Here is a 22,515-nt window from a genome sequence, read left to right on the forward strand (position 1 = left end):
CGCTTTCTCAACGGTGGAGGCAAAACCGATGAACCGCGGCTTTCCCCTGACCCCGGCACAGCAGGGGATCTGGCTCGCCCAGCAGCTCGACCCGGCCGATCCGGTCTACACGATCGGCTGGTTCGTGGAGCTTCGCGGCGCCATCGACCTCGCCCGGCTGGGTGACGCCGTCCGGCGGGCGGTCGCGGAGGCGGAATGTCTGCACGTGACGGTCGGGCTGGAAGGTGACACGCCGGTCCAGCGTCCGGCCGCTCCCGGCGAGGTCGCCGTGCTCGACTTCAGCGGTGAGCCGGATCCGGAGCGCGCCGCCGACGAGTGGGCGCGGGCCGAACTCGCCGTCGTGACCGACCCCGCCAGGGGCCCGCTCACCGCGCACACGCTGCTGATCCTGGCCGGGGACCGGGTCCGCTGGTTCCAGCGCTACCACCATCTCGTGATGGACGCGCACGGGCAGGCCGTCCTGACCCGTCGCGCGGCGGTGCTCTATTCGGGCACCGCCGAGGAGGTCTCTTGGCCGCTGGCGGGCTTGGCCGAGTCCGGCTACGACGGGACAGCCGACCGGGAGTACTGGCTGGGCGAGCTCTCCGGCAGGCCGAACCCGGTGCGACTGCTCGGCCGCGCGTCGGCGGGCCGGGTCCGGCTGCGACGGCATTCGTGGGAGCTGCCCGCGGCCGAAGCGGGCCGTCTGCGGAAGTTCGCGCTGGACGCGGGGACGCGGCTGTCCCGGGTCGCGATCGCCGCCGTGGCGGCGTACGCCCACCGTGTGACCGGCGCCGAAGACGTCGTCCTCGGCCTCCCGGTCACCGCGCGCACCACCCGCGCCCTGCGTGAACAGCCGGGCATGGTCTCCAACGTCCTGCCGCTGCGGCTGACCGTGCGGCCGGAGACGACGCCGTCGCGACTCGTCGCCCAGGTCGCGGAGAAGGTCTCCGCGCTGCTGGAACACAGCCGGTACCGCGGGGAGGACCTGGCCCGCGAACTCGGCGCGAGCGGCGGGGTGCACGAACTCGTCGGGCTGAGCGTGAACTACATGGCCGTGGACGGCGAACTCGCGTTCGGCGACGCGAGCGCGACGGTGCACAACCTCGAACTCGGGCCGATCAGCGACGTCGCCATCGCCGTGTACGACGCGGGCGAGGGCCGGGGCCTCCGTTTCGACTTCGACGCCGATGCGGCCGTCTCGTCCGACGACGAACTCGCCGACCATCGTCGCCGGTTCGCCGCCGTGCTGGATGCCCTGCTGGAAGGCCCGGACCTGCCGCTGGCCGTCATCGACCTGCTTTCGGCGGAGGAGCGGGCCCGGGTGCTGGAGCTCGGGACCGCGGTCGCGGATTCGCCCGAGGTTTCCTGGCCCGAGGCGTTCGCGCGGGTCGTGGCGCGGAAACCGGACGCCGAGGCCGTCGTCTGCGAGGACGTCCGGATGACCTACGCCGAGGTCGACGCCGCCGCCAACCGGCTCGCGCGGCTGCTGCGCCGGCGTGGGGTCGGTGACGAGGACGTCGTCGGCGTTGCCATGCCGCGTTCGGCCGATCTCGTGGTCGCCCTGCTAGGCGTGATGAAGGCCGGGGCCGCGTATCTCCCGCTCGACCTGGACCACCCCGAGGACCGCCTCGCGTACATGCTCTCGCACGCGGGCGCGGGGATCGTGGTGTCCACTGTGGAGGAATCCGCCCAGCTCCCGTCCGGTGTGGACGTCGAGCGGATCCTGCTCGACGACCCGGCGATCACCGCCGAGCTCGCGGAGCTTGACTCGTCCACTGTGGACGTGAGCGGGATCGCGCTGGGCCAGGCCGCTTACGTCATCTACACCTCGGGCTCGACCGGGAAGCCGAAGGGCGTGGTCCTGTCCCACGACGGGATCGGCAGCCTGATCAGCACGGCGACCGAACGGATCGGCATCGGCGAAAACAGCCGGGTCGTGCAGTTCGCCTCCACCGGATTCGACGTGACGGTCTGGGATCTGGTCATGTCGCTGTGCGTCGGCGGGACACTGATCGTCGTGCCGTCGCACCGCCGCGTCGCGGGCGTGGAGCTGACCGGGTACATCGCCGCCAACGCGGCGACGCATATGATCCTGCCGCCGTCGCTGGTCGCGGCCCTCCCGGCGGACTGCGAGCTGCCGAAGGGCGCGGTGCTGATCGTCGGCACCGAGACCGTCCCGCCGGAACTGATCGCGCGCTGGGCCGAAGACCTGAAGGTCGTCGCCGCGTACGGGCTGACCGAGGCGACGGTGAACTCGACGCTATGGGCGGCCGAGCCCGGCTGGAGCGGGCCGATCCCGATCGGCGTCCCGGATCCGAACACCCGCTGCTATGTCCTCGACACCGCGCTGCGACCGGTCCCGGTCGGTGTCGAAGGGGAGTTGTACGTCGGCGGACGCGGTCTCGCCCGGGGTTACGCGGGGCGTCCGGGGCTGTCGGCTGAACGCTTCGTCGCCGATCCGTTCAGCGGTGGCGGAGAAAGGATGTACCGCACCGGCGACCGGGTCCGCTGGCGCGCGGACGGGAACCTCGACTTCCTCGGCCGCACCGATCACCAGGTCAAGATCCGCGGCTTCCGGATCGAACCCGGGGAGGTCGAATCCGCCCTCGCCGCGTACGCCGGGGTCGAGCGGATCGCCGTCGTGCCGCGCGAGGTCAAACCGGGGGACCGGCGCCTGGTGGCGTACGTCGTGCCGCAGGCGGACGGATCGCCGTCACTGCTGAAAGACCTGCGCGCCCACGCGGAAGCGGCGTTGCCGCACTACATGGTGCCGTCGGCCTTCGTGGAACTCGACCGGCTGCCGATCATGCCGAACGGCAAACTCGACCGGACCGCGTTGCCGTTGCCGGACTTCGGCGCCGCCGCGACCGGCCGCGCGCCGGCCACCGAACGGGAACGGATCCTCTGCGACGTCGCCGCACGAGTCCTCGGCCTGGCCACGATCGGCGCGGACGACGACTTCTTCTCCCTCGGCGGCGACAGCATCCTGTCCATCCGGCTGGTGCTGGGCGCGGCGGAACACGGTCTCGCGATCACCCCGCGCCAGGTGTTCCAGCACAGGACTCCCGAAGCGCTGGCCGTCTGCGCTGAAGCTGTGCGTACCGAGTCCACTGTGGACGAGCGACCGCTGCTGGAACTGACCGACGTCGAACGTGCGTCGCTCGCCGAATACGCCGAAGTCCTGCCCGTGACGCCGTTGCAGGAAGGCTTCTTCTTCCACGCGGAATTCGAAGGCGGTCCGGCCGCCGACATCTACACGGTCCAGGAGGTGCTGGACCTCGAAGGCGATGTCGACGCCGACGTGTTGCGCCGGTCGACGCAGACGCTGCTGGACCGGTATTCGTCGCTGCGGTCCGGGTTTCGGCAGCTCGACGACGGCCAGGTCGTCCAGACGGTGGCACGGCACGCCGAACTGCCTTGGCGCGAGGTGGCCGCCGAAGACGCCGAGGCAGCCTTCGAGGCCGATCGTGCGCGCCGGTTCGACTTCGCCCGGCCTCCGCTGCTGCGGGCGACCTTCACCAGGCTCGGCGAGGATCGCGCCAAACTGGCGCTCACGTTCCATCACATCATCGCCGACGGCTGGTCGGTCGTGGTGCTGCTGCGCGAACTGCTCGCGGCGTACGGGGGAGCACCCGTACTGCCGGAAGCGGGCACCCGGGCCGAGCACCTGCGGCGGCTCGCCTCGCGTGATCACGAGGTTTCGCGCGAGGCCTGGCGGACGGCGTTGTCCGAAGTGGACGAACCCACCCGGCTGATCGACGAACGAGCCGGGGTGGCGAGACGGCCGTCGCGGCTGCACCTGAACCTCGGCGAGCAGGCGACGGCGGCGTTGTCCGCGATGGCCCGCGAGCACGGGCTCACCCTCGGCACCGTCCTGCACGGCGCCTGGGGGCTCCTGCTCGGCGGCCTCACCGGACGGGACGACGTCCTGTTCGGGAGCACGGTCTCGGGCCGTGACACCGGCGCCGCCGGCCTCGAATCGGCGGTCGGCCTCTACATCAACACGGTGCCGGTGCGGCTGCGCTGGTCGGGGGCCGAGACCGTCGCCGCCGTGCTGCGACGGCTGCAGGACGAACAGGCGGCTCTGCTCGACCACCAGCACCTCGGCCTCGGCGAACTGCAGCGCCTCGCGGGCGCGGGGCAGGAAGAACTGTTCGACACCCTTGTCGTCGTCGAGAACTTCCCGCGTGACGACGAGCGCGCCTCCGGAGCCGTCCGCCTCGCTGGCGTCGAAGTCACCGACGCGGTGCACTTCCCGGTCGCGGTGATCGCGACACCGGGGGACGACCTGGGGTTCAGCCTCAAGTTCGACGCGGCGAGGATCGACGCGGTCGCGGCCGGACAGCTCGCGGAACGGTTCGCGCGGCTGCTGGAGACGCTGAGCGCGAACCCCGGCCTGCCGGTCGCCGCGCTCGACCTCCTTTCGCCCGCCGAACGCGGCCGCCTCGCCGATCTCAACGCGACCGCGCACCCCGTGCCGGAGCGCACGCTGGCCGAGGCCTTCGCCGAGCAGGTCGCCAAGACCCCGTCGGCGACGGCGGTGATGTTCAAGGACACCGAACTGTCCTATGCGGACCTCGACGCCCGCGCGGAGCGGGTGGCGCGCAGGCTGCGTTCGCTGGGAGCCGGTCCCGAAGAGGTCGTGGCCGTCGCCGTGCCGAGGTCGGCCGAGCTGATGGTCGCGTTGCTGGGTGTCCTCAAGGCCGGGGCCGCGTACCTGCCGATCGACCTCGACTATCCCGCGGACCGGCTCGAATACATGCTGGCCGATTCCGGTGCGCGTCTCGTGCTCTCCGAACCGGGGACGGCCGCGCGGATCCCGGATGTCGCCGGGCTGACTCGGGTCCCCGTGACCGGCGAGCCCGTGGACGACGTCGAGGCGGCGCCGGCAGGACCGGACAACACCGCGTACCTCATCTACACGTCGGGTTCGACCGGGCGGCCGAAGGGCGTGGCCGTCACGCATCGCGCGATCGTCAACCGGCTCGCGTGGATGCAGCACGAGTACCGGCTCACGGCCTCGGACCGCGTGCTGCAGAAGACGCCGTCGAGTTTCGACGTGTCCGTGTGGGAGTTCTTCTGGGCGCTGTGCGAAGGCGCCACGGTGGTGCTGGCCGAACCGGACGGTCACCGCGATCCCGCTTATCTCGCGCGAGTGATCCGGGACCGGCGGATCACCACCCTGCACTTCGTCCCGTCGATGCTCGCGGCCTTCCTCGGCAGCGACGAGGCCACCGGCGATCTCGGATCGCTGCGCCAGGTGTTCTCCAGCGGTGAGGCACTGCCCGGCGAGACCGCCGCACGGTGGCGCTCGCTCACCGGTGTCCCGCTGCACAACCTCTACGGCCCCACCGAGGCGGCCGTGGACGTGACCTTCTTCGCCAGCACCGGTGCCGACGGCGCCACTGTCCCCATCGGACGTCCGGTGTGGAACACGCGGCTGCACGTCCTCGACGGCTGCCTTCGCCCGGTGCCCGACGGCGTGGCGGGCGAGCTGTACCTCGCCGGTGTCCAGCTGGCCCGCGGCTACCACGGACGGCCGGGGCTGACCGCCGAACGCTTCGTCGCCGACCCGTTCGGCGAACCGGGGCAGCGGTTGTACCGGACCGGCGACCTGGTGCGCCGCCGCGCCGACGGCGAGATCGAGTACCTCGGCCGCACCGACCGGCAGGTGAAGATCCGCGGCAACCGGATCGAGCTCGGCGAGATCGAGGCGGTTCTCGTCGCGCAGCCGGAGGTCACGGCCGCGACGGTCGTGGCGAAGGACGGCGCGCTCGTCGGCTACGTCGCCGGGAGCGCGGATCCGGAGAGCCTGCGTACCGCCCTCGGCGAGGCACTGCCCGCACCGATGGTCCCGCAGGCGTTCGTCGTCCTCGACGAGTTCCCCTTGACCCCCAGCGGAAAGCTAGACGTCCGGGCCCTGCCCGCACCCGAGACCGGCCGGACCGAAGCCGCGTCCGGGACCGAGCAGGAGCGCGCGCTCGCGCGGATCTTCGCCGACGTCCTCGGCCTGGAGACCGTCGGCGCCGACGGCGACTTCTTCCTGCTGGGCGGCGACAGCATCTCGTCGATCGCCGTGTCGAGCCGTGCCCGGCGGGCCGGATTCGAGCTGAGCCCCAAGGACGTGTTCGAACTCCGGACCCCGGCCGCGCTCGCCGCGTCCGCCACACCGGCCGAGCCGGTGGCCGACGCCGACGACATCGGGGCCGTCCCGCTGCTGCCGGAAATGCTCCGGTTGCGTGAGCTGGGCGACGCGGTCCAGCCGGAGTCCGTGCTGCTGACCGTGCCCTCCGGCGCCGACCTCGAGACGCTCGCCTCGGCCCTGCAGCTCGTGCTCGACCACCACGACGGCCTGCGGCTCACACTGTCGCGGGTCGCCTCGGTGCTGTGGTCGCTGGAAGTCCGTCCACAAGGGACCGTCAAGGCCGCGGACCTGCTCCGTCACGCATCGGGAGCCCTCGAAGACGAGTACCGGGACGCCGCGGGCAGGCTGACCGACAACCTCCTGCAGGCCGTCTGGTTCGACGAACCGGGCAGACTGCTCCTCATCGCGCATCCGGTCCTGCTGGACGCGCGGAGCCTGACGACGCTGTCCGCCGATCTCGCGATCGCCTGGCAGGCCGTGACCGACGGCCGCCCGCCGGCGTTCACCCCGGCGCGGACGTCGCTGCGGACCATCGCCCGCCGGATCACCGGCGCGGCACAGGATCCCACGCTGCTCGGCGAGGTCGAGCACTGGGCCGGAACACTTGCGCCGGTCTCCTTCGAGGTCGACGGCGAGGTCACCGAACGCCGGATCACCCTGTCGGTCGAGGACACCCGGACGCTCGTCGGCGCGCTGCCGTCCGCCGTGCACGGCGACGTGACCGATGTTCTCCTGACCGCACTGAAGATCGCCGTCGACGGTGACCTGCTCGTCGATCTGCACGGCCGGGTCGACCCGTCGGACACGATCGGCGCGCTGACCTCGATCCGCCCGGTACGGATCACCGCGTCCGGCGAGCCGCTCGCGATGCTCAAAGCCGTCAAGGAAACCGTCCGGAAGTCCCCCGAGGGCTACGGCCCGCTGCGCTACCTCGATGCCCAGACCGGACCGCTGCTCGCCGGGCTCGCGAAGCCGCGGATCGCCCTGCGATACGACGGCCGAGTCCCGGCCGGACCGGGGGAGTGGCAGGTCGCCGGATACGCGGCCACGCCGCCATCCGGCGACCATGCGGTGCGTATCGGCGTCGCCTGCGAGGAGACCGAGGAAGGCCCGAGGCTGACCGCGACGTTCGCGGGTCCGGGCGGAGACCTGGCCGAACGCTGGGCCGCCGCCCTGGTCGGACTCGCGGCCGTGGACACCGACGCTCCGGTGGGGCTGACGCCGTCCGACCTCGAACTGGTGTCGCTGACGCAGGAGGAGATCGACCGGGTCGAGCGGTCCAGCCCGGTGCCGGTCGTCGACGTGTGGCCGTTGTCGCCGCTGCAGGAAGGCCTGTTCTTCCACTCCAGCTACAACTCCGACCGGGTGGACATCTACACGATCCAGGAGGCGATCGACTTCGATCACCGCCTGGACGCCGGCAGGCTCCGGGCGGCGGTGTCCGCGCTGCTGCGGCGGATTCCGAGCCTCGGCGCCGGTTTCACCAGCGAGGGGCTGCGTGGCCCGGTCCAGTTCGTGGCGGCCGAAGTCGAGCCGCCCGTGTCCGAAGTGGACCTTTCGGCGTTGCCCGAAGACGAACAACGGGCGAAGCTCGACGAGCTGATGGCCGAGGACCGCGCGACGCGGTTCGACCTCGGCGCCCCGCCGCTGTTCCGGCTGAAACTCGTGCGGCTCGGGAACGGCCGTGACCGCGTGGTGCTGAACCGGCACCTGCTGCTCTGGGACGGCTGGTCGGCCTGGCTGTTCATCGAGCAGCTGTTCGCGCTGTACGACCTCGGCGGCGACGACCGGACGCTGCCCGCGCCGGGGTCCTATGTGGACTTCCTGCGCTGGCTGGACCGGCAGGACATCGAGGCCGCCACGAACGCGTGGCGCGAGGCGCTGTCCGGCCTCGCGGAGCCGACCGTCGTCGGGCCCGAAGGCCGTGACCTGGCCCCGGCGACCCCGGTCAACCTGGACACCGTGCTGCCCTCCGGGCTCAGCCGGGCCTTGCGCGAGCAGGCCCGCAGGCACGGTCTCACGGTGAACTCCGTGCTCAACGCCGCCTGGGGCCTGGTCCTGTCGACCATGACCGGACGCCACGACGTCGTGTTCGGCGCCGCGGTCGCGGGCAGGCCGGCTGCCGTTCCCGAGATCGAGAACACCATCGGCCTGTTCCTCAACACGGTGCCCACCCGGGTGCGGCTCAACCCCGCTGAATCCGTGCTGGACCTGGTGCGGCGCTTGCAGTCCGAGCGGATGGACCTGACGCCGTACGAGTTCATGAGCCTCGGGGTGCTGCAACGCGAGGCCGGGCACCGTGTCCTCTTCGACACGCTGTTCGTGCTGCGCAACGCCGATGGTGACGAACGGCGCGACGGCCTCCGGCACCGCCACGGCATCACCGACCTGCTGAACATCGACGCCACGCACTACCCGCTGACGCTCGTGGTCACCCCGGGCGAGGAAACGCGGGTCACACTGTCCTACCGGGACGACGTCATCGACGCCGCCGAAGCGGCGTCGGTGCTCGACCGGTTCACGTCACTGGTCGCGCAGATCGTCGACGACCCGGCGAAACCGGTCGCCGCGCTGGCCACGGTGTCCACTGAGGACCGTGCCGCGCTGGAAGCGGGCTGGGCCGAAGCCGAACACCCCGTCATCGAGGACACGATCGCGGATCTGCTCGCCGTTCAGGCGGAGCGGACCCCCGACGAGACCGCCCTGGTGTTCGGCGAAGAACAGCTGACCTACGCCGAACTCGACGCGCGCATCAACCGGATGGCCCGGCTGCTGCTGGCCAAGGGGGCCGCGCCGGAACAGGTGATCGCGCTCGGCCTGCCACGTTCGATCGACATGGTCGTCGCGCTGTTCGCCGTGCTGCGGACGGGTGCGGCGTACCTGCCGCTGGAACTCGACTACCCGGTCGAGCGGCTCGCGGTGATGTTGGAAGACGCCAGGCCGCTCTGCTTGGTGTCCACAAAGGACGTCTCGGCGACGCTGCCCGGTGACACGCCCCGGGTGCTCGTGGACGACCACGAAGACAGGGCGTTCGGCGACGGCCCGATCTCCGACGCCGAACGCCCGCTGTTCGCGCGGAGCCGCGCGGACCGCATGGAACACCCGGCGTACGTCATCTACACCTCGGGCTCGACCGGGAAGCCCAAGGGCGTCGTCACGCCGTACCGCGGCCTGACGAACATGCAGCTCAACCACCAGGGCGCGATCTTCGCCCCGGCCATCGCGTCGGCGGGCGGACGGCGGCTGCGGATCGCGCACACCGTGTCGTTCGCCTTCGACATGTCCTGGGAAGAACTGCTGTGGCTCGTGGAGGGGCACGAGGTCCACGTCTGCGACGAGGAACTGCGCCGGGACGCGCGGGCGCTCGTGGCGTACTGCGACGAGCACGAGGTCGACGTCGTCAACGTGACGCCGACGTACGCCCATCTGCTGATCGAGGAAGGGCTGCTGGACGGGCACCGGCCCGCGCTGGTGCTGCTCGGCGGCGAGGCGGTGTCGGAGTCGGTGTGGAACCGGCTGCGCGATACCGACGGCACCTACGGCTACAACCTGTACGGCCCCACCGAGTACACGATCAACACGCTCGGTGGCGGCACGACCGACAGCGACACCCCGACCGTGGGCAAGCCGATCTGGAACACCCGCGCGTACATCGTCGACGCCTGGCTCCGGCCCGTCCGCGACGGTGTCGCGGGCGAGCTCTACATCGCGGGCGAAGGCCTGGCCCGTGGCTACCTCGGCCGTCCCGGCCTGACGGCCGAACGGTTCGTCGCCGATCCCTTCGTGCCCGGTGGCGGGCGCATGTACCGCACCGGTGACCTGGTGCGCCGCCGTCCCGACGGGAACCTCGACTTCCTCGGCCGCACCGACGACCAGGTGAAGATCCGCGGCTACCGGGTGGAACTCGGCGAGATCGAGACCGCGCTCAGCCGCTACCCGGAGGTCGCGCAGGCCGCCGTCATCGCGCGGCCGGACCCGTCGGCTCCTGGCCTGCAGCGGCTCATCGGCTACGTCGTCCCGGCCGAGCTGAGCGGGGACGCGCGCGCCGAAGCGGAAGCCGACCAGGTCGGCGAATGGCAGCAGATCTACTCCGACGAGTACACCGAGATCCCGACCGCGTTGTTCACCGAGGACTTCGCGGGCTGGGACTCCAGCTACGACGGCGACCCGATCCCGCTGGAGCACATGCGGGAATGGCGGCGCGCGACCGTCGACCGGATCACCGAGCTGAAACCGGAACGGGTGCTGGAGATCGGCGTCGGCACCGGTCTGCTCATGGGACAGATCGCGCCGTTGGTCCAGGAGTACTGGGGCACCGACCTCGCCGCGCCGGTGATCGCGAAGCTGAACCGCGAGCTGGAACAGGATCCGGCGCTGGCGGCCAAGGTGAACCTGCGCGCCCAGCCGGCGCACGTGTTCGACGGCCTGCCCGCCGGCCGGTTCGACACGATCGTGATCAACTCCGTCATCCAGTACTTCCCGAGCGTCGACTACCTGACCGACGTCATCACCCGGGCGATCGGCCTGCTCGCCCCCGGCGGCGCGCTGTTCGTCGGCGACGTCCGGAACCTGCGGCTCGCCCGCGCCTTCCACACCGCGATCCAGCTCACCCGCGCCGACGCGACCTCCGACGTCGCCCAGGTGCGCCGCGCGATCGAACGCGGTGCCGCGCTGGAGAAGGAACTGCTGATCGACCCGGACTACTTCACCGCGCTCGCGCGGCGGCTCCCGGACGTCGCGGCGCAGGTCCGGATCAAACGCGCCCGGCTGCACAACGAGCTGAGCCGGTACCGCTACGACGCGGTCCTGGTGAAAGAGCCCGCCGAGACCTTCTCGGTCGCGCAAGCACCGCGGTTGTCCTGGGATGAAGTGGGTTCGCTCGCCGCTTTGGAGGACCGCCTCGCCGGTGCGGAGACACTGCGGGTGAGCCGGATCCCGGACGCCCGCCAGACGCCCGAGGTCGAGGCGACGCGGGCGCTGGACGCCGGTGCGCCGCTCATCGACGTCCTGGACCTCTTCCGTGCTCCGGCCGGGGTCGAGCCCGAGGACGTGCACGAACTCGGCGACCGGCTCGGGTTCCGGGTGTACTGCACCTGGTCGGCCGACGGCGCTTTCGAGGCCGTGTTCGTCCACAGGGGACAGACGGACGCGCTGGTCACCGGGGTGCATCAGCCGGTTTCGGTGGGCACGAGCCTGGCCAAGTACGCGACGAGCCCGACGGCGGCGCGTGGTGGCGGCGAACTCGTGCAGCGCCTGCGGGACCGGCTCAAGGCGGAGCTGCCGGATTACATGGTCCCGGCCGCGTTCGTCACGCTCGGCGCGTTGCCGTTGACCGACAACGGCAAGCTCAACACCCGCGCACTCCCGGACGCCGAGCAGACGGTGCGGCTCGCCGAAAGCCGTCCGGCCGAGACCGCCGAGGAAGAGACGCTGTGCGCGCTCTTCGGCGAAGTCCTCGGCGTGGACGGGGTCGGCGTCGAGGACAACTTCTTCGATCTCGGCGGCCATTCCCTGCTCGCCACCCGGCTCATCAGCCGGGCTCGCACCGAACTCGGTGCCGAACTGGCCATCCGTGACCTGTTCGAGGCACCGACGGTCGCGGAGCTGGCCGCTCGCGCGGGCGGCGGCGAACCGGCGCGGGCAGCCGTGGTCCGCGCCGAGCGCCCCGACCGGATCCCGCTTTCCGCCGCCCAGCGCAGTCTCTGGCTCGTGGACCGGATGGAAGCGAACGCGGTCGCCTACAACTTCCCGCTGACCTTCCGATTGCGTGGAGCCCTGGATCTCGGCGCGCTGCGGGCCGCGCTCGGCGACGTGCTCGGCAGGCACGAAGTCTTGCGCTCTGTCTTCGACGAGCACGACGGCGAGCCCTACCAGCGCGTTCTCGACGCGCCGGAAGTCCCGTTCGCTGTCGAGGACTGCGACGAGGCTGAGCTGGCTGCCCGGATCGCCGAGCTCTCGCGGACGCCGTTCGACCTGGCGCGGGAGATCCCGGTCCGGCTGCGGGTGCTGCGGCTCGGTGAAGACGACCAGGTGATCTCGCTGGTCCTGCACCACAGCGCGACCGACGAATGGTCCGACCGGCCGTTCCTGGGCGACCTCACGTCGGCTTATCAGGCGCGGCTCGCCGGTGACAGTCCCGTGTGGACGGATCTCCCGGTGCAGTACGCCGACTTCGCTCTGTGGCAGAAGGACTTCCTCGCTCAGCACGGTGCCGCGCAGGTCGCCTACTGGGCGGAATCCCTGCGCGGGGCACCGGACGAGCTGACCCTGCCGCTGGATCGGCCGCGTCCGCTCCAGCCGACGGGCGAGGGCGGCAAGGTGAAATCCCCGCTCTCCGAGGAACTGTCGGCCGCGGTGCGCGACCTGGCGGCGAAGGCCGGAGCGAGCCCGTTCATGGTGCTCCAGGCGGCGGTGGCCGCGCTGTTGCACCGGACCGGCGCCGGGGAGGACATCCCGCTGGGCGCGCCGATCGCCGGGCGGACCGACGCGGCGCTCGACGACCTCGTCGGGTTTTTCGTGAACACGCTGGTACTGCGCACCGACCTCTCGGGCGAGCCGACGTTCGCCGCCCTGCTCGAAAGGGTGCGCGAGGCCGACTTGGCCGCGTTCTCGCACGGCGACCTGCCGTTCGAAAGTGTCGTCGAGCGGCTGAATCCGCCCCGGGTGGCGGGGCGGAACCCGTTGTTCCAGGTGATGGTGGGCTACCACCGGCAGAGCGATGCGCACGACGTGCTCGGACTGCCCGCCGAGTGGTTCGAGATGGACACCGGCATGGCGAAGTTCGACCTGCACTTCACGATGGTCGACGACGGCACCACCGCCACGCTGATGCTGGAGTACGCCGAAGACCTCGCCGGCGAGGCGACGGCCGCGCGTTTGCTGGACCGGCTCACGTCCGTGCTGGAGCAGGTCACCGCCGAGCCCGAGCGGCCGGTCGCCACGCTCGACGTCCTCGTCGGTGACGAACTGGCGCGGGTCAACGAGTGGAACCGCACGGCCCGGGAAGTCCCGGCCGCGACCCTGCCGGAGTTGTTCGAGGCGCAGGTGGCGCGGACGCCGGACGCCCCCGCTGTCGTGTTCGAGGGCGTCGAGCTGTCGTATGCGGAGTTCGACGCGCGGGCGAATCAGCTCGCGTGGTGGCTGGTCGAGCAGGGTGTGGGTGCGGAGTCGGTGGTGGCGGTGTCGTTGCCGCGCTCGATCGACCTCGTCGTCGCGCTGTACGCCGTGCACAAGGCCGGTGGTGCTTACCTTCCGGTCGACCGCGACTATCCGGCCGATCGCATCGCGTTCATGCTCGAAGACGCCGCCCCCGCGGTCGTGCTCGAAGAACTGCCCGTTCTCGACGGGTACTCCTCCGAGAGCCTGGGGCGGATCGTGGCCCCGTCGTCTCCGGCGTATGTGATCTACACGTCGGGCTCGACGGGGCGTCCGAAGGGTGTCGTGGTGCCGCATGAGGGCATCGTGAACCGTCTGCTGTGGATGCAGGACGAGTACGGTCTGACGGCTGATGACCGGGTGTTGCAGAAGACGCCGTCGAGTTTCGATGTGTCGGTGTGGGAGTTCTTCTGGCCGCTCATCACTGGTGCCACGTTGGTGGTCGCCAAACCGGAGGGGCACAAGGACCCGGCCTATCTCGCCGAGCTGATCCGCACGGCCGGGATCACCATCGTCCACTTCGTACCGTCGATGCTCGCTCTCTTCCTCGAGACCGCCGAATGCACCGGCCTGCGGCGCGTGATCTGCAGTGGTGAGGCTCTGCCGTCGGAACTGGCGGCCCGCGTGGACGTCCCGCTGTACAACCTCTACGGCCCGACCGAAGCGTCCGTCGACGTGACCGCTTGGCGGGCCGGTACCGGGACGACGCCGTCCGTCCCGATCGGACGTCCGGTGTGGAACACGCGGACGTATGTGCTGGACGCGCGGCTGAACCCGGCCCCGCCGGGTGTCCCCGGTGAGCTCTACCTCGCCGGTGTGCAGCTCGCTCGCGGGTATCTGGCCCGGCCCGGGCTGACCGCGGAACGGTTCGTCGCCGACCCGTTCGGCGGCCCGGGGGAGCGCATGTACCGCACCGGGGACCTCGCGCGCTGGTCGGACGACGGCGTGCTGGAGTTCCTGGGCCGCGTCGACGATCAGGTGAAGATCCGCGGCTTCCGGGTCGAGCTCGGTGAGGTCGAGGCGGCGCTGACCGCGTCCGGGTCCGTCACGCGCGCGGTGGTCGTCGCCCGTGAAGACCGGCTGGTGGCGTACGTCGTCGGCTCGGTCGACGGGCTGCGGGAGGCGGTGGCCGCGAAGCTGCCGGACCACATGGTGCCGTCGGCGTTCGTCGTGCTCGACGAGATCCCGCTGACCCCGAACGGCAAACTCGACCGCAAAGCCCTGCCCGCACCCGAGTTCGCGACCACCGAGGGACGCGAGCCGAGGAACGCGTGGGAAGAGGCCCTGTGCGCGTTGTTCGCCGACGTGCTCGGCGTCCAACGGGTCGGGGTCGACGACGGTTTCTTCGCCCTCGGTGGGCATTCGCTGCTCGTGATGCGCCTGGTCAGCCGGATCTCGGCGAACTTGGACGCCACGGTGTCGGTCCGTGACGTCTTCGACGCGCCGACGGTCTCGGCACTGGCCGAACGCCTCGCGGAACCGTCGGCCCAGCCGGCACTGAGCGCGGGGAACCGGCCGGAGCTGCTGCCGCTTTCGCCCGCGCAGCAACGGTTGTGGTTCCTGTACCGGCTCGAAGGGGTCACGCCCACCTACAACATCCCGCTCGCCTGGCGGCTGCACGGCGAGCTGGACGCGGAGGCACTGAGGGCGGCGATCGGCGACCTCGTCGAGCGGCACGAGCCGCTCCGTACGGTGTTCGTCGAGGAAGGTGGCGTCGCGGCGCAGCGCATCCTGATCGACGCGCGCCCGGAGGTCCGTTTCGAGGAAGCGGGCGACCTTTCGGCGCAGTTGGCCGCGGAGGCCGGTCGCGGATTCGCCCTCGACGAGGAACTCCCGATCCGGGCCGCGGTCTTCGCCGTGTCGCCGCGGGAACATGTCCTGCTGCTGGTGATCCACCACGTGGCGACGGACGAGTGGTCGCAGGGACCGCTCATGGCCGACCTCGCCACCGCGTACGAGGCGCGTCTCGCCGGAACCGCTCCACAGTGGACAGAGCTGGCGGTCCAGTACGCGGACTACGCCCTGTGGCAACGCGAACTGCTCGATTCGACGGCCTCCGGGCACCTCCGGTTCTGGCAGGAAGCGCTGGCGGACCTGCCGGACGAACTGCCGCTGCCCGCGGACCGGCGGCGTCCGGCCGAATCGAGCCATCGCGGCGGTCTCGTCACCTTCCCGATCGACGCCGCGCTCACCGCACGGCTGCGTGAGGTGGCCCAGCGGCACGACGTCAGCATGTTCATGCTGGCCCAGGCCGCGGTCGCGGCACTGCTGCACCGGCTCGGCGCCGGGGACGACATCCCGCTCGGCGCACCGAGTTCCGGCCGCCTGGACGAGCGGTTGGAGCCGCTGATCGGCTTCTTCGTGAACTCGCTCGTGCTGCGCACCGACCTGTCCGGCGAGCCGGCGTTCGGCGAACTGCTCTCCCGGGTACGCGCTACCGACCTCGCCGCCTTCGAACACCAGGAGCTGCCGTTCGAGCGCCTGGTCGACGCGGTCAACCCGGAACGTTCGCTGGCCAGGCATCCGCTGTTCCAGGTGATGGTGGTCTACCTGCCCGAAGTCGAGGACCGGCTGACACTGCCCGGACTTCGTGCGGAGCAGGAGGACTTCGCGCAGGGCGTCGCGAAGTTCGACCTCGAGTTCGGCTTCCTGGAGCACGGCGACGGGATCTCCGGCGCGATCGAGTACAGCGCCGACCTGTTCGACCACGCCACCGCCGAGTCGTTCGCGCGGCGTTTGGTGACCGTTCTGGAGCAGGTGGCCGCCGACCCCACGATCCCGGTCGGTGAACTGGACGTCTTCGGCGAGGACGAGCGCGCGCTGCTCAGGCACTGGAACGACACCTCGCACGCCGTCCCGGCGAGTACGTTGCCGGAGTTGTTCGAGGCGCAGGTGGCGCGGACGCCGGATGCTCCGGCTGTGGTGTTCGAGGACGTCGAGCTGTCGTATGCGGAGTTCGACGCGCGGGCGAATCAGCTCGCGCGGTGGCTGGTCGAGCAGGGTGTGGGCGCGGAGTCGGTGGTGGCGGTGTCGCTGCCGCGGTCGATCGACCTGGTCGTCGCGCTGTACGCGGTGCACAAGGCGGGCGCGGCGTACCTGCCGCTCGACACGGACTATCCGGCCGATCGCATCGCGTTCATGCTCGAAGATGCCGCTCCGACGGTCGTACTGGACGAGCTGCCGGTGTTGGACGGCTATTCGGGAGAGAGCCTGCGGCGTGCCGTGGATCCCGCGTCCCCGGCGTACGTGATCTACACGTCCGGTTCGACCGGCCGCCCGAAGGGTGTCGTGGTGCCGCATGAGGGCATCGTGAACCGGTTGCTGTGGATGCAGGACGAGTACGGTCTGACGGCCGACGATCGCGTGCTGCAGAAGACGCCGTCGAGTTTCGATGTGTCGGTGTGGGAGTTCTTCTGGCCGCTGATCACCGGCGCCACACTGGTGGTCGCCAAACCGGACGGGCACCGGGATCCGCGGTATCTCGCGGAGCTGATCCGCGACCGGCGGATCACGACGCTGCACTTCGTCCCGTCGATGCTGGAGGCGTTCCTCGCCGAAGAGCCGGAGTGGCATGGCGTCCGCCGCGTCCTGTGCAGTGGCGAGGCGCTGCCGCCCGAGCTGGCCGCTCGTGTGACCGTCCCGCTGCACAACCTTTACGGGCCGACAGAGGCCTCGGTGGACGTGACCTCGTGGGAGGTCGTCGATGACACCGTCCCCATCGGACGTCCGGTGTGGAACACGCAGGTCCATGTGCTCGACGCCCGGCTGCGGCCGGTGCCGCCGGGTGTGGCGGGCGAGCTGTACCTGGCGGGCAAGCAGCTCGCGCGCGGGTATCTCGGCCGGGCCGGGCTCACCGCGGAACGGTTCGTGGCGAACCCGTTCGCCGCGGGGGAGCGCATGTACCGCACGGGTGACCTCGCGCGGTGGCGGGCGGACGGCGCGCTCGACTATCTCGGCCGCGCCGACGACCAGGTCAAGCTGCGCGGCTTCCGGATCGAGCTGGGCGAGATCGAGTCCGTGCTCTCCGCGCGGGTGGTCCTGCGGGAGGGCAGGCTCGTCGCGTACCTGACCGGGGAGACCGACGTCGAGCGGGCCCGGCGGCTCGCCGAGGCCACCTTGCCGGAGTACATGGTGCCGTCCGCGTTCGTGGTGCTGGACGCGTTCCCGTTGACACCCAACGGGAAACTCGACCGCAAGGCGCTGCCCGCGCCGGACTTCTCCGGCGAGGTCACCGGCGACGCCCCGCGCACACCTCGCGAGGAACTGCTCGCGTCGCTCGTCGCGGGGGTGCTCGGCTTGGAGAAGGTCGGTGTCCACGACGACTTCTTCCGCCTCGGCGGCGACAGCATCGTCGCGATGCAGCTGGTCGGCCGCGTGCGGAGTGCCGGGCTGCTGCTGAGCCCGCGTGACGTCTTCCGGCACCGGACCGTCGCGGCCCTGGCCGAGGTCAGCGCGGTGCGGCTCGACGTATCCGCGCCGGAGAGCGGGAAGCCGTTGATGGAGCTCGACGCGAGCGAGCGCGCGGAGATCCTCGACGTCGCGCCGGACACGGCCGAGGTGTGGCCGCTGACGCCGTTGCAGGCCGGGTTGCTCTTCCACGCGACGATGGACGGCGACGGACCGGACGTCTACACCGTCCAGGTGTCCTTCGATCTCGAAGGACCGCTCGATCCGGCTCGATTGCGCGACGCCGCTCAGGCGCTCGTCGACCGGAACGCCGTCCTGCGGACCGGCTACCGATACCTCGCGTCCGGCCGCCCTGTCGCGCTGGTGGCGCGTTCGGTCACGGTTCCCTGGCGTTTCGTGGATGCGCCGGACGCCGTCGAAGCGGAGATGGCCCACGACAGGCGCCGGTTCGATCCGGCGGCCGCGCCGGTGCTGCGTTTCCTGCTGCTCGCCCTGCCGGACAGACGGCACCGGCTGGTGTTCACCCACCAGCACGTGCTGCTCGACGGCTGGTCGGTGCCGCAGCTTTTCGCGGAGCTGTCGCAGCTCTACGCCGGCGCCGATCCGAGCCCCGGCCGGGAGTACCGCGACCATCTCGCCTGGCTCGGCGACCAGGATCAGGAAGCCGCGGAGGCCGCGTGGCGGCAGGCGCTCGACGGCCTGACCGAGCCGACACATCTCGTCCCGCACGACCCCCAGCGGACCCCGGCCCTGCCGGAGCGGCTGTCACTGGAGTTGCCGGAGCAGTCGACCGAGGCGCTCACCGCGTTGGCCCGCTCACGCGGCCTGACCCTGAACACGCTGGTCCAGACGGCGTGGAGCATCGTGCTCGGCAGGCTCACCGGCCGGGCGGACGTCGTCTTCGGCGCGACGGTCGCCGGACGCCCGCCCGAACTGGCCGGGGTCGAGCGGATGATCGGCCTGTTCATCAACACCATCCCGGTGCGGATCGTGCTCGACCCGGCCGAGAAGCTGGGCGACCTGCTCGGCCGGGTCCAGGACGAGCAGTCCGGATTGCTCACGCACCAGCACTTCGGGCTCGCCGACATCCAGCGCGGTGCCGGGCTGGGGGAGCTGTTCGACACCCTCATGGTGTTCGAGAGCTACCCGGGCGCGGACGAGGACGAGACGGGTACCGGGTTGCGCGGGGAGATCGTGCGCCACGACGACTCCACGCACTATCCGCTCACCTGGGCGGTGGAACCGGGAGCGCGGCTGAAGCTCACCGCGGAGTACCGCGCCGACCTGTTCGACGCGGGCCTGCCGCAACGGCTTCTGCCTGCGATGGAGCGCGTGCTCGCGACGATGGTGTCCGATGTGGACGCCCCCGTCGGCCGGGCCGACATCCTGGGCGAGGCCGACCTGGACCTGATCGTGCGCGAGTGGAACGTGACGGCGCTGGACGTCGAACCGTCCACTGTGGCCGGTCTGTTCGAGGATCAGGTCCGGCGTTCACCCGACGCGACGGCGGTGGTGTCCGGTGCGGTCGTCTTGACCTTCACCGAACTCAACGAGCGCGCCAACCGGCTGGCCAGGGCGCTGGTCGCCCACGGGGTGGGTCCCGAGGACTTCGTCGCCTTGGCGCTGCCGCGTTCGGCCGACGTGCTGCTGGCGATCCTCGCGGTCCACAAGGCGGGGGCGGCGTACCTGCCGCTCGACCCGGACTACCCGGCCGAACGGCTGGCCGCGATGCTCGCCGACGCGCGGCCCAAGGTGATCCTGACCGAGCCCGAACTGCTGGAGTCGTTGCCCCGGAACGAGATCGAGACGCTGGTGCTCTGCGCGCTCGTCACCGAAGACCGGCAGGCACACGACCTGACCGACCGGGACCGCGTCCGTCCGCTCGTCCCGGAGCATCCGGCGTACGTGATCTACACGTCGGGCTCGACCGGTACGCCGAAGGGTGTCGTCGTCCCGCATCGTGGTGTGGTGAACCTGTTCCACAGCCACCGCGCCACGTTGCACCGGCCCGCGGTCGAGGCCACCGGCAAGGCGCATCTGCGGGTGGGGCACGCGTGGTCGTTCTCCTTCGACGCCTCCTGGCAGCCGCAGTTGTGGCTGCTCGATGGGCACGCCGTGCACATCGTGGACGAGGAGACGCGGCGCGACCCCGAACTGCTGGGCGCGATGATCGAACGGGAGGGTTTCGACTTCATCGAGGTCACGCCGTCGTTCTTCGCGCAGATGGCGGACGCGGGCCTGCTCGACGGCGACCGGTGCCCCCTCGCGGTGATCGGCGTCGGCGGCGAGGCGGTTCCCGAGAGCCTGTGGCGGCGTCTGGCCACTTTGGACGGCACCGAGGCCTTCAACCTGTACGGGCCGACCGAGTCCACAGTGGACGCACTCGTGGCACGGATCGGCGACAGCGAAAAGCCACTGGTGGGCCGTCCGGTCGCCAACACCCGCGCCTACGTGCTGGACGCGGCGCTGCGGCCGGTGCCGCCCGGGATCACCGGTGAGCTGTACCTCGCCGGTGCCGGGCTCGCTCGCGGCTATCTCGGGCGGGCGGCGCTGACCTCGGAGCGGTTCGTCGCGGATCCGTTCGGCCCGGCGGGTGCCCGGATGTACCGCACCGGTGACCTCGCCCGCTGGACCGCGGACGGGCGCCTGGACTTCGGCGGGCGCGCCGACGACCAGGCGAAGATCCGCGGGTTCCGGGTCGAGCCCGGTGAGATCGAGGCCGTGCTCGAACGGCACGGCGACGTCACGCAGGCTGTCGTCCTGGTACGCGAGGATCGCCCACGGGTCAAGCAACTCGTGGCGTACGTCGTGTCCACTGTGGAGCGGGACGAGCTGCGGCGGTTCGCGGCCGAGATGTTGCCGGACTACATGGTCCCGGCGGCGTTCGTCACGCTCGACGCGCTTCCCACGCTGTCGAACGGCAAGCTGGACCGCAAGGCGTTGCCGGCGCCGGACTACGCGGAGCTGGCCGGTGGCCGCGCGCCCGAGACCGCGCTGGAGAAGACGTTGTGCGCACTCTTCGCCGAGGTGCTCGACGTGCCGGAGCTGGGTGCCGATGACGACTTCTTCGCCCTCGGCGGGGACAGCATCGTCGCGATGCGGCTGGTCGGCCGGGCACGCGCGGCCGGGCTGAAGATCACGCCGCACGACGTTTTCGCGGGCCGGACGGTCGCGGCGCTGGCGGAGGTCGCGGAACGGATCGAAGACGACGGCACGATCGCGCTCACGCCGATCATGCACGCGCTCCGCGAACTCGGCGGACCGATCGACGGTTACCATCAGGCCGCGCTGGTGCGGACGCCCGCCGGGATGACCGGTGAGCAGCTGAAGACCGTGCTCGACGCGCTCGTGGCGAGGCACGACATGCTGCGTGCGCGGCTCGACCGGTCGACCGACGGCTGGGTGCTCCGAGCGGCCGAATCGGCCGAGGCGCGCGTCGAGCGGGTCGACGCCGAGGACGGCGATCTGTTCGCGCTGATCGAGCGGCACGCGGTGCCGACTCGTTCCCGGCTCAACCCGGACGCCGGTGTGGTGCTGAGTGCGACCTGGTTCGACGCGGGCTCGTCGGGACCAGGCCGGTTGCTGCTGATGATCCATCACCTCGCCGTCGACGGCGTCTCGTGGCGGATCCTGCTGCCGGACCTCGCTTCCGCGTGGGAATCGGTCGCCCGCGGTGAGCCGCCGAAGTTGCCCTCTGTGGACACTTCGTTCCGGCGATGGTCGCGGGCACTGTCCATACAGGACCGTTCGCGTGAGCTGGACCGGTGGAAGTCGGTGCTGGGCGGTGGGGATCCGATCCCGCTGGAGCGGCCGCTCGACCCGGCTCGGGACGTGCAGGCGACCGTGCGGAAGGTGTCGCTGAGGCTGCCCGCCGAGCGGACGGCCCCGCTGCTGTCGCGGGCGACGATCAACGACGTCCTGCTCGCCGGCCTCGCCCTCGCCGTCGCCCGCTGGCGCCGGGACGGGGGACGGGCGGTGCTGGTCGACGTCGAGGGGCACGGCCGCGAAGAGGAACTGGCGGATCTTTCGCAGACGGTCGGCTGGTTCACCAGCGTGTTCCCGGTGTGCCTGGACCTGGGCGACGTCGACCTGGACGACGCGTTCGCGGGCGGGCCCGCCGCCGACGACGCGCTGAAGCGGGTCCAGGCTCACCTCGATGGGTTGTCGGACGGCGGCATCGGGCATGGCGTGCTCCGCTACCTCGACCCTCGCACCGGACCTGAACTCGCGAAGTTCGCGAAGCCGCAGATCGAGTTCAACTACCTGGGCCGGATCGGCGTCCCCGAAGCGACCGACTGGTCGTACGCGGCGGAGGCCGAGGCGGCCGAACTCGGCGCCGACGACGGGATGCCGGTCTCGCACGCGCTGACGGTCAACGTCGTGGCCGAGGATCGTCCGGGCGGTCCCGAACTGGGCGCACACTGGTTGTGGCCGGAGGCCGTGCTCACCGAAGCCTCGGTGCGGGAACTCGCGGAAGGCTGGTTCCTCGCGCTGGACGCGCTCACTCGCCGGGCTGATTCACCGGCCGTACAGAAGGAGAACAAGGAATGACGAACCCGTTCGAGAACCCCGACGGTACGTACCTGGTGCTCGTCAACGACGAGGGACAGCACAGCCTGTGGCCCGAGTTCGTCGAGGTGCCGGCGGGCTGGACCACGAAGTTCGGCCCGGCCTCGCGTCCGGAGTGCCTCGAATACGTCGAGACCAACTGGACGGACCTGCGGCCCGCTTCGCTCGTCAAGGCCATGGAGTCCTGACCCGCTTCGGTCCGTGAAGGCCTCCTGGTCCCTCAAGGAGGCCTTCACGGACTTGCGTTGTTCAGAAGC

2 protein-coding genes are annotated in these 22,515 nt (G+C 71.0%); both read left to right on the forward strand.

The window, feature by feature from the left end; translation table 11 throughout:
* Positions 1–13: 13 nt before the first annotated feature.
* Complete coding sequence (locus tag AVR91_RS27715) at positions 14–22,240, forward strand: non-ribosomal peptide synthase/polyketide synthase (protein ID WP_228709373.1); 22,227 nt, start codon at positions 14–16, stop codon at positions 22,238–22,240.
* Positions 22,237–22,446 carry an MbtH family protein gene (locus AVR91_RS27720; protein WP_007029404.1) on the forward strand — a complete coding sequence of 70 codons (210 nt, stop codon included), beginning with the start codon at positions 22,237–22,239 and terminating at the stop codon, positions 22,444–22,446. Before AVR91_RS27715 ends, AVR91_RS27720 begins: the two co-directional genes overlap by 4 nt.
* Positions 22,447–22,515: the final 69 nt, after the last annotated feature.

The organism is Amycolatopsis keratiniphila subsp. keratiniphila (assembly GCF_001620365.2).
Taxonomy (GTDB): domain Bacteria; phylum Actinomycetota; class Actinomycetes; order Mycobacteriales; family Pseudonocardiaceae; genus Amycolatopsis; species Amycolatopsis keratiniphila.

Excerpts from the sequence above, each read along its gene's own strand:
- AVR91_RS27720 (WP_007029404.1), top strand. The coding sequence starts at position 22,237 with ATGACGAACCCGTTCGAGAACCCCGACGGTACGTACCTGGTGCTCGTC.